The organism is Arenimonas composti TR7-09 = DSM 18010, assembly GCF_000426365.1.
GTDB lineage: Bacteria > Pseudomonadota > Gammaproteobacteria > Xanthomonadales > Xanthomonadaceae > Arenimonas > Arenimonas composti.
The window spans coordinates 318,694-334,234 of the sequence record NZ_AUFF01000002.1 but is presented as its reverse complement, the minus strand read 5'-3'; the positions used below and the strand labels follow the sequence as shown (position 1 = coordinate 334,234).

General features: G+C 69.1%; 13 protein-coding genes. 8 read left to right on the top strand and 5 right to left on the bottom strand.

The features are described from left to right. Positions 1–40: 40 nt before the first annotated feature. A complete protein-coding gene (locus K311_RS0105840) occupies positions 41–1,411 on the top strand; it encodes a sigma-54-dependent transcriptional regulator (RefSeq protein ID WP_026816538.1) in 1,371 nt (456 codons plus the stop codon). 54 nt (positions 1,412–1,465) lie between these two features. Here K311_RS0105840 and K311_RS15600 read toward each other — a convergent pair whose 3' ends face one another. Then, positions 1,466–4,480 (bottom strand): spermine/spermidine synthase domain-containing protein, encoded by a 3,015-nt coding sequence (locus K311_RS15600; RefSeq protein WP_051239583.1) that lies wholly within the window; start codon positions 4,478–4,480, stop codon positions 1,466–1,468. A 315-nt stretch (positions 4,481–4,795) separates the two neighbouring features. On the opposite strand from K311_RS15600, the gene K311_RS0105830 reads away from it, so the two are divergent. The 7 genes from K311_RS0105830 to K311_RS0105800 all read left to right on the top strand — a co-directional run bounded on the left by K311_RS0105830 (position 4,796) and on the right by K311_RS0105800 (position 11,575). Next, positions 4,796–5,206: a pilin gene (locus tag K311_RS0105830; protein WP_026816537.1), complete on the top strand. Its 411-nt coding sequence runs from the start codon at positions 4,796–4,798 to the stop codon at positions 5,204–5,206. A gap of 82 nt (positions 5,207–5,288) precedes the next feature. Further along, on the top strand, positions 5,289–5,693 hold the full coding sequence (locus K311_RS0105825) for a pilin (protein ID WP_043796979.1): 405 nt from the start codon (positions 5,289–5,291) through the stop codon (positions 5,691–5,693). 71 nt (positions 5,694–5,764) lie between these two features. Further along, positions 5,765–7,594 carry a hypothetical protein gene (locus K311_RS15595; RefSeq protein ID WP_052049129.1) on the top strand — a complete coding sequence of 610 codons (1,830 nt, stop codon included), beginning with the start codon at positions 5,765–5,767 and terminating at the stop codon, positions 7,592–7,594. Position 7,595: 1 nt separating this feature from the next. After that, positions 7,596–8,759: a DegT/DnrJ/EryC1/StrS family aminotransferase gene (locus K311_RS0105815; protein WP_026816535.1), complete on the top strand. Its 1,164-nt coding sequence runs from the start codon at positions 7,596–7,598 to the stop codon at positions 8,757–8,759. Between the two features lie 52 nt (positions 8,760–8,811). Further along, positions 8,812–9,729 carry a hypothetical protein gene (locus K311_RS0105810; protein WP_026816534.1) on the top strand — a complete coding sequence of 306 codons (918 nt, stop codon included), beginning with the start codon at positions 8,812–8,814 and terminating at the stop codon, positions 9,727–9,729. After that, the gene (locus K311_RS17545; protein ID WP_081683299.1) at positions 9,726–10,460 is read left to right on the top strand and encodes a class I SAM-dependent methyltransferase; all 735 of its coding nucleotides are present in this window, start codon (positions 9,726–9,728) and stop codon (positions 10,458–10,460) included. Before K311_RS0105810 ends, K311_RS17545 begins: the two co-directional genes overlap by 4 nt. Continuing rightward, positions 10,460–11,575, top strand: coding sequence for an NAD(P)-binding domain-containing protein (locus K311_RS0105800; RefSeq protein WP_161627301.1), 1,116 nt, complete (start codon positions 10,460–10,462; stop codon positions 11,573–11,575). The genes K311_RS17545 and K311_RS0105800 overlap by 1 nt, the downstream gene beginning before the upstream one ends. On the opposite strand, the gene K311_RS0105795 is transcribed toward K311_RS0105800, so the two are convergent. Genes K311_RS0105795 through K311_RS0105780 form a run of 4 tightly spaced genes read right to left on the bottom strand, consistent with a single transcriptional unit; the run spans position 11,557 to position 15,530 of the window. After that, on the bottom strand, positions 11,557–12,690 hold the full coding sequence (locus K311_RS0105795; RefSeq protein ID WP_026816532.1) for a DegT/DnrJ/EryC1/StrS family aminotransferase: 1,134 nt from the start codon (positions 12,688–12,690) through the stop codon (positions 11,557–11,559). The genes K311_RS0105800 and K311_RS0105795 overlap by 19 nt on opposite strands. After that, entirely contained in the window at positions 12,687–13,664 is a 978-nt protein-coding gene (locus tag K311_RS0105790; RefSeq protein WP_026816531.1) for a GNAT family N-acetyltransferase, read from the bottom strand. Before K311_RS0105790 ends, K311_RS0105795 begins: the two co-directional genes overlap by 4 nt. Continuing rightward, complete coding sequence (locus tag K311_RS18030; RefSeq protein ID WP_161627300.1) at positions 13,661–14,419, bottom strand: class I SAM-dependent methyltransferase; 759 nt, start codon at positions 14,417–14,419, stop codon at positions 13,661–13,663. Before K311_RS18030 ends, K311_RS0105790 begins: the two co-directional genes overlap by 4 nt. After that, complete coding sequence (locus K311_RS0105780; protein WP_161627299.1) at positions 14,412–15,530, bottom strand: glycosyltransferase; 1,119 nt, start codon at positions 15,528–15,530, stop codon at positions 14,412–14,414. The genes K311_RS18030 and K311_RS0105780 overlap by 8 nt, the downstream gene beginning before the upstream one ends. Positions 15,531–15,541: the final 11 nt, after the last annotated feature.

Genomic DNA, 15,541 nt, shown 5'->3' with positions numbered 1-15,541 from the left:
TAAGGTATGGGGCGCCTTCCAAGGTATTCCGCGAACACGCATGGCCACCCCCCGCAGCGCCCTCGTCGTCGACGACGAGCGCGACATCCGCGAACTGCTGGTACTGACCCTGGGACGGATGGGCCTGCGCGTCGATACCGCCGCCGACCTGGCGTCGGCGCGTGCGCAGCTCGCCAACGGCAGCTACGACCTCTGCCTCACCGACATGCGCCTGCCGGACGGCAGCGGCCAGCAGTTGATCGAGCACATCGCGCAGCGCTACCCGGACACGCCGGTGGCGATGATCACCGCGTACGGCAATGTCGAGGCGGCGGTGAGCGCGCTGAAGTCCGGTGCCTTCGACTTCGTGACCAAGCCGGTCGACCTGGCGGTGCTGCGGCGGCTGGTGCAGCACGCGCTCGACCTCAACGAACAGCGGCGCGCCACGCCGTCGGCCGGCAGCCGCCTGCTCGGCGAGTCGCCTAAGATGCAGGCGCTGCGGCAAACGATCGCCCGCGTCGCCCGCAGCCAGGCGCCGGTGTACATCAGCGGCGAATCGGGCGTCGGCAAGGAACTGGTCGCGCGGCTGATCCACGAGCAGGGCTCGCGCACGACCGGGCCGTTCGTGCCGGTGAACTGCGGCGCGATTCCGTCGGAACTGATGGAGAGCGAGCTGTTCGGCCACCGCAAGGGCAGCTTCACCGGCGCCCACGCCGACAAGGACGGCCTGTTCCAGGCCGCCCAGGGCGGCACCCTGTTCCTCGACGAAGTCGCCGAGCTGCCGCTGCACATGCAGGTCAAGCTGCTGCGCGTGATCCAGGAGAAGACCGTGCGGCCGATCGGCGCGCCGGCCGAACTCCCGGTCGACGTGCGCATCCTGTCGGCGACGCACAAGAACCTGGCGCGGCTGATCGAGGACGGGCGCTTCCGCCACGACCTCTACTACCGCATCAACGTCATCGAGCTGCAGGTGCCGCCGCTGCGCCAGCGGCGCGAGGACATCCCGCTGATCGCCGCCGCGATCCTGCAGCGCCTGGCCGGCGGCGACCCGGTGCCGGCGCTGTCGGAAGAGGCGGAAGCGGCGCTGGTCGCCTACCCCTTCCCCGGCAACGTGCGCGAACTCGAGAACGTGCTCGAACGCGCGGTCGCGCTCAGCGACGGCCAGCGCATCGAGGTCGCCGACCTCTACCTGCCGCAGGTCGACAGCCTGATCGGCCAGGAAGCGGACGTGCCGCTGCGCGCCGTCACCAGCGCGCCGATGCCGACGTCGGCGGAAGGCACCGCCCTGCCCGATGCGATCGAGCAGATGGAACGCGAGACGATCCAGAAGGCCCTCGAGGCCAACCGCTACAACAAGACCAAGACCGCGGTGCAGCTCGGCATCACCTTCCGGGCGCTGCGCTACAAGCTGAAGAAGCTCGGTATCGAGTAGCGCCGGCCGGCGGCCATTGGCCGCCCCCGGGTATCGCCGGGGGCGGCTGGGCCATCAGCGCCGCGGGCGGTCGGCCCAGGCCAGCAACCACGAACGGATGAAGCCGTAGTTGCTGTCGCGGCCGACGGGAATGCCGCGGCCTTCCTCGCGGTCGAGGCGCAGCGCCTCCGCCGGCTGGTCCGAAGCCAGGGCGCCGAGCATCGCGATCACCAGCAGGTGCTCGCGCAGCAACGGCGGCGCGTCGGGACCGACCACCGGCAGGGCGGCGCGGCCGGCGGCGAGCATCGCCGGGGCGTCGCGGCGCGCGGTCGCGTCGTAGGCCGCCATCACTGCGCGAACGTCCTCGGGCTGCCCGTCGAGGTCGATCCACGTCGGCTCGATCCACACGCCCACCTGGTCCTCGCGCGCGATGTGGGCGATGGTGAATTCGGCGACGACGGCGGCGGCCTGCAACCAGTCCCCGATATCCGCGGACTCGACCGGTGCCGCCGACAGTGCGCGCAGCCGCTCGAGTTCCCGCGCGAGTTCCTCGAGTTCCATCGCGACCCCGGGCATCGTGCCCTGGCGCATCGCGATACCGGTGTCGTAGGCGACGCGCGGCAACTGCATCATCTCGTCGGGCATGCCGCGGCCCTGCATCACGTCCTCGTTCGGGCGCAGGGGCACGCGGCCATCGGTCATTTCCAGCACCGGCATGCCCGTCGAGATCAGATTGGTGATCCAGAACGACCCCACCCTGCGGAAGCGCGCGCTCGGCGCCTGCAGCGAGACGGTCGGGTAGAAGTCGTCGTGGATGTCGACGCCGGCGATGCGCACGAAGTTCTCGATCATCGCCTGGGTGCCGACGCGACGCATCGCGAGGTCGCTCACCGAGCCCAGTCCGACCCGGCGCAGCTCCGCATGCAGCGGCGACCCCGGCTCAGCGGCCTCGTGCAGCGGCGGCAGCGGCTTCCGGCTGGCGACCACGGCGACGTCACCGTCGTTCGGCCGGTACAGGTCGATGTAGGGGAACTCGGAGGCCAGCGCCGCCAGCATCGTCGCCAGCAGCGGATCGTCGATTTCGTAGGCCTGCACCCATTGCACCAGGATCCCGTCGTCCTCCAGATGGCGGCCGAGGAAGCCGTAGAACTGGCGGGTGAACAGGCTGGCGACGCCACTGACCCACGGATTCGACGGCTCCGAGACGATCACGTCGTACCGGCGGTTGCCGGTGGAGAAGAAGGTGCGCGCGTCATCGATGTGCACCCGCGAGCGTGGATCGGTGTACGCGCGGGTGACGCGTCGTCCGAAGTGCATCGCGCCGTCGTACATCGCCCGCTCGATCTCGATCGAGTCGACGACCTCGGGCTTGTCGCTGCCGAGCAGCGTGTGGGTGGTCATTCCCGAGCCCCAGCCGATCACCGCGATCCGGCGGGGGTCGGGATGCAGTGCCAGTGGCAGCACGCCGACGCTGATCATCGTGCTTTCGTCGCCCGACGGCGGCATGTTCACGTCGAGGACCAGTCCGGCGTCGGGCTTGCCGTTCGTGGCGATCACCGCGGTGCCTTCGCGACCGAACACCGCGACGGTCGCGGTCTTGCCGTCGCGCAGGAACACGAACTCGGTGTCGTCGGTGAGTGCGGCGACGCCGGTGCGGAACACACCCGATGCCAGCGCTTCGGGCGGCGTGCGACCCAGCAGCAGGCTCATCGGAAGCACCACGAGACAGAGGATCGCGCTGGCGAAGTAGGCACGCTGGGTCACGTTCTCGGCGTAGCGCTTGAGCAGCAGGAAGCCCAAGGCGATGTCGACCAGCGCCGCGAGCGTGACCGCCAGGTGCAGGCCGAGCGCCGGAATCAGCACGTGCACCGCGAGCACGACACCGGCGATCGCGCCGAGGGTGTTCGCGGCATAGATGCGGCCGATGCTGGCCTCGCCGGCACCACGCCGCAGCAGGGCCATCGTGAACAGCGGCAGGGTCAGGCCGGCGAAGAAGGCTGCCGGGAACATCACCGCGAGGGCGATGCCGGCGCTACCGAGGCTGAAGAGCGCATAGCCGGCTTCGGTCCGTGGCAGCACGCCGAGCATCGCGCCGACCCAGCGGAAGCTCTGGGCGAACACCGGCAGCGACAGCAGCGCGGCGACGCCCATGAGCACTTGCGCGTAGCCGGCTACCGCGACCGCATCGCCGATGCGGGCGGCGCGGCGACGCACCCACAGGCCACCGAAGGCGAGGCCGAGGATGAAGGCGGCCAGCATCAGTTCGAACGAGTGCACGGTGGTGCCGAGCGCCTGGTTGAGCATCCGCACCCAGCCGATCTCGTACACGAACGAGGTCGCGCCGGTGATCGCCGCGGCGACGACCATCATCCGGAAATACGGGACGTCGTCGGCGGCTGCCGGTTTCACCGGAGCGGCAGCGGTCGCTACCGGTGCCCCGTCGGTCCAGCCACCGTCGTCCACCCGACGGGCCACGACCCAGGCCAGGGCACCCACCGCCAGGTTGACGACGCCGGCCGTGGCGACGGTTCCCGGCATGCCGATCCAGGGCAGCAGCACGAAGGTCGCGAACAGCGCGCCGAAGGCGGCACCGAGGCTGTTGCTGAAGTACAGGCCGCCGAGGATCTCGCCGTCGGCCGCCGGCGCCACGCGCAGGTAGCCGCCGCTCATCAGCGGGAAGGTCATGCCGAGCAGCACGCACTGCGGCAGGATCATCAGCGCGGCACTTCCCCACTGCCAAGCACGCACCGCCGCGATCGAGTCCAGCGCCGGATAGACGGTGTCCTGCGACAGGTCGGTATAGCCCAGGAAGAGCGGGTGGAACGCCAGGCCGGCCACGCCGATCACGATCTCGACGACGGCGTAGGTCAGGATCAGCCGCTTCCAGCGCACCCCGTAGCGGCTGACGATCCAGGCGCCCAGCGCCATGCCGCCCATGAAGATCGCCAGCACGAGGGTCTGCGCATACGCGGCATGACCGAGCGACAACCCCAGGTAATGCGACCAGATCGCCTGATAGATCAGTCCGGCGAAGCCGGACGCCACGAACAGCCCGAGCAGCGCCCGCTCGAGCGCGATTGGTTTCGACATTACTTCCCCCGACAGGGCAAATCCCCGGCGGGAGCATATCCCAGGGCCGCCACTTGTCGACCTCAACCGGGCTGTCGTCACAAAGTGACGCAGGCGGTCACTTTGTGACGTCCTTGTGGCCGCCTGTGACCTGACACACCGGCCGCGGTCAGCTAGCGTTTTGGTCCCTGAACGCCTATCTTCCAGCCGTGCCAGCGCTGGAACGCTCTGGCACGGAAGTTGCTCGGGATCACAGTCTGCCGAAATCCAGGTCGACCACGGAACGGAAGACGGACCGAAGCAGGCAAAACCAACATCCACCTAGGGGATTCACCCATGAAGAAGATCCAGAAAGGCTTCACCCTGATCGAGCTGATGATCGTGGTTGCGATCATCGCGATCCTGGCCGCCATCGCGCTGCCGGCGTATCAGGACTACATCGCCCGTTCGCAGGTCGCGGCCGGTCTGGCCGACATCCGTGGCGGCGTGACCGCGTTCGAAGAGAAGATCAACCGCGGTTCGACCACGTTCAACACCCAGGCCAGCATCGGCCTGGCCACGGCGACCACCCGCTGCTCGGCCATCGCCGTCGCGGGCAGCGCCACCGGCACGATCAAGTGCACCCTGGCGGGCAACCCGCGCGTCGTGGGCAAGGTCATCCAGCTGCAGCGCAACTCGGCCACCGGCAACTACGACTGCACGATCACCGGCCTGGACGCCAAGTACCTGCCGACCGGTTGCACCTGATACATGCTTCATCCGGCCGGAGGGGAGCGATCCCCTCCGGCTTTCCTCTCGTTCGCGTGGGGCCATTCACAGGGGGATGGTCATGAACCGGCAACGTGGCTTCACCCTCATCGAGCTGATGATCGTCGTCGCGATCATCGCCATCCTCGCAGCCATCGCGCTGCCCGCCTACCAGGACTACAACATCCGCGCCCAGGCCGCCGCCGGCCTCGCGGAGATCTCGTCCGGACGTAGCGCCTTCGAATCCAAGATGGTCGCCGAAGGGGTTTCCACCTTCGACGCCACCGACATCGGCCTCTCCGCCTCCACCGCGCGCTGCAGCGTCACCGTGACCGGCGGCGAGGAAGGCACGATCAGCTGCCAGCTCAACGGCAACCCGGCGATCAACGGCAAGCACATCACGCTGCAGCGGACTTCCGCCGGCACCTGGAGCTGCGTCACCGACATCGCCCTGCCGAAGCACTGGCCGGAAGGTTGCAGCTCCTGAAGCCACGCACCCCGCCTGCGCCGGCACGGATCGCCACGGGCATATCGAGCGGTTTCCGGATCCTGCTGCTGTTGTTGCTGACCACCGCCGCCTACTGGCCTGGCCTGGGCGGCGGTTTCCTGTTCGACGACTTCCCGAACATCGTCCACCAGGACGCGGTGCACGCGACCGCGCTGGACCCCGAATCACTGCGCCGCGCCGCCGGCGCCTATCGGGAGATCTACGGCAGGCCACTGGCGACCGCGACCTTCGCGATCAACCACGTCTACGGCGGCCTCGATCCCTGGGGCTACAAGGCCGCCAACCTCGCGGTACACGTCGTCAACGCCCTGCTCGTCCTGCTGTTGCTGGTACGACTGCGTGACCGCGACGGCGTCCCCCTGCTCGCCCCCGCCGCCGCCTTCGTGCTGGCGGCGCTCTGGGCCCTGCACCCGCTGCAGGTGTCGACGGTGCTGTACGTCGTTCAGCGCATGGAATCGCTGAGCATCGTCTTCGTGCTGCTGGCGCTGCTGGCCTACGTGCACGGCCGCCGGCGCCAACTCGACGGTCACCGCGGATGGCCGTGGCTGGGCGTCAGCGCACTGATCGCCGCGGTCGGCCTGCTGGCGAAGGAAACGGCGGTGCTGTTCCCGGTTTTCGCGCTCGGCCTGGAACTCGCGCTCTTCCGGTTCGAACTCGCCGGCGGCCGCCGCAGCCGCTGGCTGGTCGGCCTGTATGGATTCGGCCTGGCGGCGGCGACCTGCGTGTTCCTCGTCTGGATCGCCCCGCGTTATTTCACCGCCGAGGCCTATGCGCTGCGCGACTACAGCGCCGGCGAACGGCTGTTGACGCAGCTGCGGGTGCTGCCGATGTACCTGGGCTGGATCGTGCTGCCGCGACCGGACGCCTACGTCTTCTATTACGACCACCTGCAGGCCTCGCAGTCGCTGCTGGAGCCGGCGACCACCCTGGCCGGCGGCCTGCTGCTGCTGGCGCTGGCGGTTTCGGCGCTGCTGCTGCGTCGGCGGATGCCGCTCTATTTCCTCGGCATCTTCTGGTTCTTCGCCGCGCACCTGCTGACCAGCAACGTGTTCGCGCTCGAGCTGGCCTTCGAGCACCGCAACTACTTCGCCCTGCTCGGCGTGTTGCTGGCCGCCTACGCGTTGCTGGCCCCGCTGCTGCCGAAGCTCGGCGTCGGCGCCCGCAGGCTGGTCGGCGCGGCACTGATCGGCGGCCTGTTCGCGATGTGCCTGGTCCGGAGTTCGGTATGGGGCGACCCGCTGGCGCTGGCGATGCAGATGGCAGGCGGCAATCCCGCCTCGTCGCGCGCGAGCACCGACCTAGGCGAGCAGTACATGGTGCTCAGTGGCTACGACCCGGAATCGTTCATGTACGCGATGGCGCAGGCGGAGTTCGAGCGCGGCTCGCGCATCGAGAACGCCTCGCTGATGCCGGAGCAGGGGCTGCTCGTGCTGGCCGCCAACGCCGGCGTCTCCTCGCGGCCGGAATGGTGGGACCGCGTCGAGCACAAGCTGCGGACGCGGGCGGTCGGCCCGCAGGAGATGGCGGTGATGATGGGCCTGCTGCGTTCGCGGCGGGACATCGAGGTATTCGACGACCGCCGTTTCGCCGCCGCCTACGCGCTGCTGCGCGAGCGCGCGCTGCTGAGCGCGGGGCAGAACTTCGAGTTCGGCATGCACGCGCTGGAATACGCCGGCGACGAGGCCCTCGCCGCCGACTTCTTCCTGCGCAGCGGCCTCGCCGCGCGCAACGACCCGCGCTTCGTTGCCGGTATCATCCTGACGCTCGCCGACGCCGGGTACCGGCAGCAGGCGGAGGCACTGGCGGCCGAAATGCGCGAACGCGGCATCGCCGAAGTGTCGCTGGACGCGGCCGAGCCGGCCCCCGGAACGGAAGAATGAAATGACGGCCCCGTACATCGTTTTCGCGGCACCCGACATCCAGGACGCGGAAATCGCCGAGGTCGAGGCCTGCCTGCGCTCCGGCTGGCTCGGCACCGGCCCCCGGGTCGCCCGCTTCGAATCGGACTTCGGCGCCTGGCTGGGCCTGCCGCCGTCGCAGGTCGCCGGTGTCAATTCCTGCACCGCGGCGCTGCACGTCAGCCTGATCGCGGCCGGGCTCGAGCCGGGGTCGGAGGTGATCACCACCCCGCTGACCTTCTGCGCGACGGTGAACGCGATCCTGCACGCCGGCCTGGTGCCGGTGCTCGCCGATGTCGACCCGGTGACGCAGAACATCGACCCCGATGCGATCGAGGCGGCGATCACCCCGCGCACGCGGGCGATCCTGCCGGTGCACTTCGCCGGCCGCCCCTGCGACATGGACCGGATCATGGCGATCGCCGCGAAGCATGAGCTCGTGGTCATCGAGGACTGCGCGCACGCGATCGAAACGCTCTGGAAAGGGCGCCACGCCGGCACCTTCGGCCAGTTCGGCTGCTTCAGCTTCTACGTCACCAAGAACGTCGTCACCGGCGAGGGTGGCATGATCGTCGGGCGCGATGCCGAGGCGATCGCACGGGCGCGGGTGCTGGCGCTGCACGGCATGAGCAAGGATGCCTGGCACCGCTTCGGCGACAGTGGCTTCAAGCACTACCAGGTCGTGGAGTGCGGATTCAAGTACAACATGATGGACATGCAGGCGGCCATCGGGATTCACCAGCTCGCGCGCGTCGAGACGGCATGGCGGCGACGCGAGGCGATCTGGTCGACCTACATCGACGCATTCGCCGATTCGCCACTCGGATTGCCCGCCGACGTGGAACCGCAGACCCGCCACGCGTACCACCTGTTCACGATCGACATCGATCCGGTCCGCGCCGGGATCAGTCGCGATGATTTCCTGCAGGCGATGCACGTCCGCGGCATCGGCACCGGTGTGCACTACCTGTCGGTCGCCGAACATCCCTACTACCGCGAACGATTCCGCTGGGACCCGGCGCAATGGCCGCATGCGCAGCGCATCGGACGCGGCACCATGAGCCTGCCGCTCAGCCCCAAGCTGAGCGATGACGATGTGGAGCGGGTCGTCGCCGCGGTGCGAGCCGTCCTGAATGGGAACGCCTGAACCCGGGCCGGCCCCTGACCGGACCGCGCGGAAGGACGCGAATGGCTTCCCGTTGCGCAGGCTGCTGCAATGGCTGCTGCTCGCCGCCGCGATTGCCTATCTCGGCTACTACCTGCGCGACCAGTGGTTGGCCCTGCGGGCCGACGTCACGCTGCTGGAGCCGTGGCTGCTGCTCGCCGGCAGCTTGGCGGTCGCGGGCATGCTCGCCCTGAAGTCGCTGTACCACCTTGTGGTCCTGCGTCGACTCGGTCACTCGGGCCCACCCGCCCCGGCTGCCATCGTCAGCGCATATGCCCTTTCGCAGGTCGTTCGCTACCTGCCGGGCAAGGTACTCGGCGTCATCTTCGAGGCCGAGCGGCTGGCTCCGCACATACCGGCACATCGCGTCGTCGCCGCGAACATCATCCAGTCGCTCTACACGATGGCGCTCACGTTCGGCGTGCTGGGGGCCGCGGCCGTCTGGCTGTTCGACGGCGGTCCATGGCTCGCGTGGCTCGCGTGTGTGTCGTTGGTGGTTGCGACGTGGTCGGCACACCGTCTTCACCTGGTCGAACGCGCCATGTTCCGGCTCGCCAGCCGGATCCCGCGGCTGCGCGAGTACGCGACGCTGCCCGCCACTTCCAGCCGCTGGTCGCTTCGCGCCGCCCTGATCCTCCTCTGCGAATGGCTGCCGTACTTCCTGTTCTGGGCGCTGCTGCTTCCTGCCGACGAGGACCCGTTCCGAACGGCGATCCTGCTCGGCAGCTGCTATGCGGGCGCGTCCCTCGCGGCGAACTTCGCGGTCATCGCTCCCTCGGGGCTGTTCGTGCGTGAGGCGATATTCCTGTGGATGGGGAGCCAGCTGGCAGTGGCACCGTCGACGGTGATTCTTCTCGGCATGGCCGCGCGGCTCGCTTTCACCATGGCTGACCTGCTTTTCGCGGCGCTCGCCTGGGGAGCCGAAGCAATAACGCGAAGGGGCGTCGCATGAATCTCCAGCGAGAGCACTGGGACAAGCTGTCGAGCTTTCCACCCGACGCATCGGTGATCGATCCCCGAGACGCCCGTGGACACAAGAACCGCTACATCACCAGCCTGCGCAATCACGCATTGCTGGAAGCGCTCGGCAACCTCGGCCTGGACTCGCCGGTACTCGACTTCGGCTGCGGCACCGGAGGCATCAGCGCCGCACTGGTCGCCACTGGACGGAAGGTTATCGGCGCCGACATCTCGCCAGGGCTGCTCGCTTGCGCCCGTGATCGCCAGCTCGGCGACGACGCGCTGTTCTTCCTGTTCGACGGTCGCGGGCTACCTCTGGCGTCGGCCAGCGTCGATGCCGTGCTGACGTACGTGGTCCTGAACCACCTGATGGACGATCACGAACTGCAGGCGATGCTCGGCGAAATCCACCGGGTTCTGCGCCCTGGCGGCCGGGTCGTCGCGATCGAACAGGTGCGACGCAAGGCGACCATCGACCCGGCGGTATGGCAGCACCGGCGAACGCGTGCCGGGTTCGAACAGCTGTTCGCCGCTGCCGGATTCCAGATCGAGCAGGTGGACATCCTGCGCTACGGCAGGATCCCGACCATTCATGCGGTTCGCTTCGGGCTCTGGCCGGAACGAATGTTCCCGGCTCTCCGGAGCGCCGAACGCCTGATCGGCCGACTCGTCGGCGTGCTGCCCTGGGACTACTGCGACGTGCGCTTCGTGCTGGGCAAGTGATGACGACTTCCGACCCTGGATTTTCCCTCCCGGCGCGGACCGGCGTGCTGATCGTGGGTGCCGGCCCTGCCGGTCTGGCACTGGCGCGGCAGTTGCGTCGTCGGCGGATCGATCACTGCATCGTCGACCAGGACGACGCCGGTGCGTCGTGGCGCTCGATGCCGCCGGCATTGCGCCTGGTGAGTCCCTGGTGGACCAATGCACTGTGCTGGCGTGACGTCTTTCGTCATCCACCGTTCGCTCTGGTCGACGCGCCGCAGTTCGCCGCCTACCTCGACGAGTTCCGCACCCGCGAGGACATCCGCGTCGTACCGGGCTGCAAGGTCACGGCGATCGCGGCGCACGGCGAGGGGCATGTCGTCACGACCTCACGCGGCCAGGTCCGGTCACGTTTCGTCGTGGTCTGCACCGGCTATTTTCCACATCCAGTGGGCCCTGATCCGGCGGCGGACGACGATGGATCGATCCCGGTCGTCCATGCGGCCGCCTACCCCGGTCCCGAGAAAGTGCGGCGCCTTGCAGGCGGTCGTCCCGTGATCGTCGTCGGCCGACGCGTCAGCGCCGGCCAGATCATGGTCGAACTGGCGGACGCCGGCATCGAAGTCGCGCTGTCCACCCGCGCCCCGGTGGAATTCCGACGCGACGGTCGGCTCGGCGCGCTCAAGGACGCGCTGTACTACTTCTACGAGGAACTTCTCGTGGTGTTGCGCCCGAGACTTCGCCTGCCGTCCTTTCCAGTGATGGATGGCGGCCGCTCCCGCGAACTGTTCGAAGCCGGGCGGATACCCCGTTATCCACCGATCCGCGCCTTGCGGGAGGGTGTCGTCGAGTTCGAAGACGGCAGTACGCTGGAAGCCGGGATGGTCGTGCACGCGACCGGTTACCGCCCTGGACTCCCGGAGTTGCCCATCGATACGGATGCCGACGGCCTGCCGCGTTGCTACGACTGGGAATCAACCCGGACCCCTGGCGTGTTCTTCCTGGGTCTCGACAACCGCCGCAACTACCGCAGCCGCACGCTGCGCGGAATCCGCTCCGACTGCCGGGCGCTCGCCCGCACGCTGCAGGCGCGCATCGACGCAGCCGGAGGGAATTCTCAACCCGTCGAGGCGTGAGCGGCCAGCGCCGCACGCACCGCGGCAGCGCTCGCATCGATGCCCGGATCCATCGGCAGCAACAGGATGCGCGACGACACCGAACGCGCGCCCGGGAAATCGCCGTCGGCGCCGGCGAGCTCCGCGGCTACGTAATCGAAATAGCGCGCGGTGTGCACGCCGACGGCACGCAGCCGATCGGCCAGTTCGTCGCGTTCCGCGACCAGCAGCGGCAGGTGCGGGAAACACGGTCGCACTGCAGGGCCGATGCGCGGCACGCCCACGCGTGCCGAACCCAGCGCGGCCACGAAAGCGTGCCAGTCGGCGCTCCGTAGCCGGCGCGCCTCCAGCTCCGCCGCCCGGTGCGGCGCAGCCAGGAACCTGGCGAGCATGTGGCCGGCGTCGACCGACCACCCGGCGGGAGCGTAATCGCCGGCGCCCTGAACGGGTCGGTTCCCGCGCAGGATCCCCTTCAGCGCTTCCTGGGCCGCATAGCGGAGGTCGCCGACGACCCCGACGCGGCTCGCCCAGACGAGCATCGCCCGCCATACCGCCCGTGGCGCATCTGCCTCCCGCTCGCGTTCCGCGGGGACCAGCGCGCCACCGGCGCCGAAACTGCAGACCTTGCCCAGGCCGAAACTGAAGATCGATGCATCCCCGACGGCTCCGACCGGCGAACCATCCGCAGCGAGGGCACCCTGCGCCATCGCGCAATCTTCGACGAGCGACGCGTTGCCGTGGTCCGCGAGCCTGCGCAGATCAGCCAACGGCGACGGCAACCCGTGCAGATGGGTGGCGAGAATCGCCTTCGGAACCGGCACCCGGTCCAGAATCGCACGCACCGCAGTCCCGTCCACCGCCAGCGTTTCATGGTCGATGTCGACGAAGTGAGGCGTCCATCCGGCGGTCTCGATCGCCTCCACGATGCGGATGCAGGTGTAAGCGGGAACGACGATGTGACCGGTCGTCCCATTCCGCCGAAGCCAGCTGCACAGGGCATCCGACGCGGAGGCGAACCAGGCGGGAGGATGGTCGGGAAGGCCGGCGAAATCCCCGCGCGGTCCCGGCGAATGCCGCTGCCGGAACGACGCAATCAACTCGCCGATGCCGAGCGGGGACCGGTAGCGGGGAATCATCGCGCAGCCGTTCCCGCGTTCTCGACCGCGAGCCGGCGATCGCCACGGCCCTTGTGCCGAAGCCAGCCGCAGGCGAGCCGTCCGACGACACTCGCGGCCAGGTCGTGGGTCACGGCGAAACCACGCCGGTCGCTCCACTTCTCCTTGAACGCCGACAGGCCCGGCTGGTCCCACGGCGAGGCCATCAGGCTGAAACGTCGGCAGCCTGAATCACGTGTGGCGACGAGCATCGCTTCAAGCAGGAGGTCGCTGACCCCTGCCCGCCGGCCCTCGGGGCTGGCACCGCCATGCAGGTAGTAGGCGACGCGGCCATGGAAGGCCAGTACCGCGAATCCGAGCAGCCCGCCACCCGCGTCGGTGACCGACAAACACCGCAGCGCGGCGGACTCGCGCGCCAGATCCTGCAACGCAACGAAATAGGCGGGCGTGTAGCGACGGTTGCCGGCGTGGCGATCGACCGTCGCGGCGTAAAGCGCGAATGCCGCGGACGGGTCGAGTCCTTCGCTCAGCTGCGCGCGGCCGGCGGTCGCACGACGCGCGAACGCGAGGTCCTTGCGCCGGCGCCTGCTGGCGTCGTCCCGCCATTCTGCGAGGTCGTCTATCCAGAACTCCATTCTCGCTCCGGAGGCGCGATTGTCGACGCTCGTGAGCATGGATCGGTTGAGACGCAGAAGGTCGAGCTTCGCCGCCGCACAGAGGCTTTCCGCCTGCGTCTTCGCTTCGGTGTCCGACATCGCGTCCCAGCGCGGTCCGGCCACCGGGTGGCCACAGATCCCGAGGCGGAAGGGCCCGCGACGCATGCAAGCGACCAGAACACCCGATTCCAGCGTCGCGCTCCAGGCGAACAATGGCTGCGCACCGATCGCCGCCAGCGCGCGCGTCCACCCGGGCTCGGCGAAGGCGTGGTGGCGGGCACTCACCCATTGCAGATAGGCCTCACCAGGTTTCGTCGAGATCTCCCAGGCCGAGGTCATCCGTGCCCCTCCGGAACCAGCGGCTTGCGCAGGACATAAATGAAACCGGGCGATATCGGCTCGAGCAGGGCGAACAGCCACGAAGGCAGCCGCGCGATTCCGGCGGCCATACGAGGACGGCCACGCACGTCGAATTCGGCGGCAAGGCGTTCCCGGAGCACCCACCGCCGCTCGAACCGGTGTTCGCGGAACCAGCGCCGAAGTGTCAGCCAGTCACGCGACCATGCGTCGAGCTCCCCTGCGCGTGACGAACCGAGCGCTCGCATGCAAGCCTGCGCCGCCCGCCGCGGCAGCCAATGCACGAACGGCCAGAAGACGTGCGGTTCGACCGGCCACAGCAGGTTCGGGCCGGCGAAATAGCAGCGCCCCCCGGGACGGAGCACACGCGCGATGTTCGCAACCAGTCGGGCGGGATCAGCGTCGTGTTCATAAACCTGGTTGCAGACGACGACGTCGGCCGACTCGGCCGGAACCGGCAACGCCTCGCCGTCGAAAGCGCCCTGGACGAGTCGCAGCCCGGGATGGGCGGCCATTGCATCCGCCCATGACGGCCACGGCTCGGGGTCGACCCCGGTGACGACGATGCCCCGCTCCGCCAGCGCAGTTGCGATGCCGCCACTGCCGCAGCCCACGTCCAGCCAGTGACTCCGCGGCGGATCCGATCCGCAGACCCGACGCAGCGTTTCGTGGAGCGCGGCGGCCTTGCGGTCGCGTCCGGCGTTGCCCCAGCGGGGTTGCCCCAGAGGCTCAGTCACCGGGGACCTCCCGGATTCGACTGGCGATTCGCGAAAGATCGAACCGGCCCGCGCGATCCCGGGTACCAGCGACGTACGCTGCGGTGCCGGCACGTACCGCGGCTGCGATTTCCGCAGCGAAGGCTGCCGGTTCGACCGCCGTCGCCACCCGGCCACAGGCCGGGGGTTGGGCGGTCAGTCCCGGCAGGTCGCCGACCGGGGTCGTCACGATCGGCAGGCCGAGCTTCACCGCGTCGGAGAAGACGACGGGGATGCTTTCGATCCGCGAAGGAATCAGCAGCCAGTCGGCCGCCAGCATTGCTGCCTCCGCGTCGGGCTTGGCGAGAAAGCCGCGCATACGCACCGGTCTGCCTGCTGCGGCCAGCGCCGCGACGCCATCGGCGACGCATTCCTGCAGCGGACCGCCGCCGCAGATATCGACGAGTTCGATCCGCCGCCAAGTGTCGTCGTCGAGTTGCCGCAGCGCGTCGATCAGCAGGTCGACACCCTTGTTGCGATGCCAGCGGCCGAGGAACAGCAACCGGTATGGCGGCTCGTCGCGCGGCGGAATATCGCGTTGCGCTTCGGTCCTGCGCGTGCTGGGCAGGAACTCCACCGGGCGCCCCGCGATCGACCGGGTGTCTTCGGCGAGCTGCAGTCCATCGGAATAACACCTGCTCGCCTCCGCGAGCACCTTCTTCAGTCGGGCGCGGACACCCGGTAGGCGGGCGAGCGACCAGATGTCACTGCCGAGGGTCCAGACCGAGTAGCCGATACGGGCGTCGAGAGCGGCACGCCTCGCCCAGTCACCGGACGGGAGCGCCCAGAGTGCCAGTACGTGCGCGGTCGGCCCGGCGGCGGCGACCGCACGTCGGGTCACTGCCGCGCCGTCGCGCAGCACACGCCAGATGTCACGGGCCTCGGCAGGGCGCCATGGGCGAAGCGTGGACAGCGGCCGGGTCGGCGCCGGATAGCGGAACACCTGCAGAGCGCCGTGCGCCTCCGTGCGCGCGTTGTCCCCCGGCGCGACGACCCGGACCGGACCGTGCAGGGCCAGCTCCGCGGCAAGGTCAGCGACGAAGCCCCCCGCCGCCTCGCTGCCGTCACCGGCGCGCGGATACGAAGTGGTCACCAGGACGATCG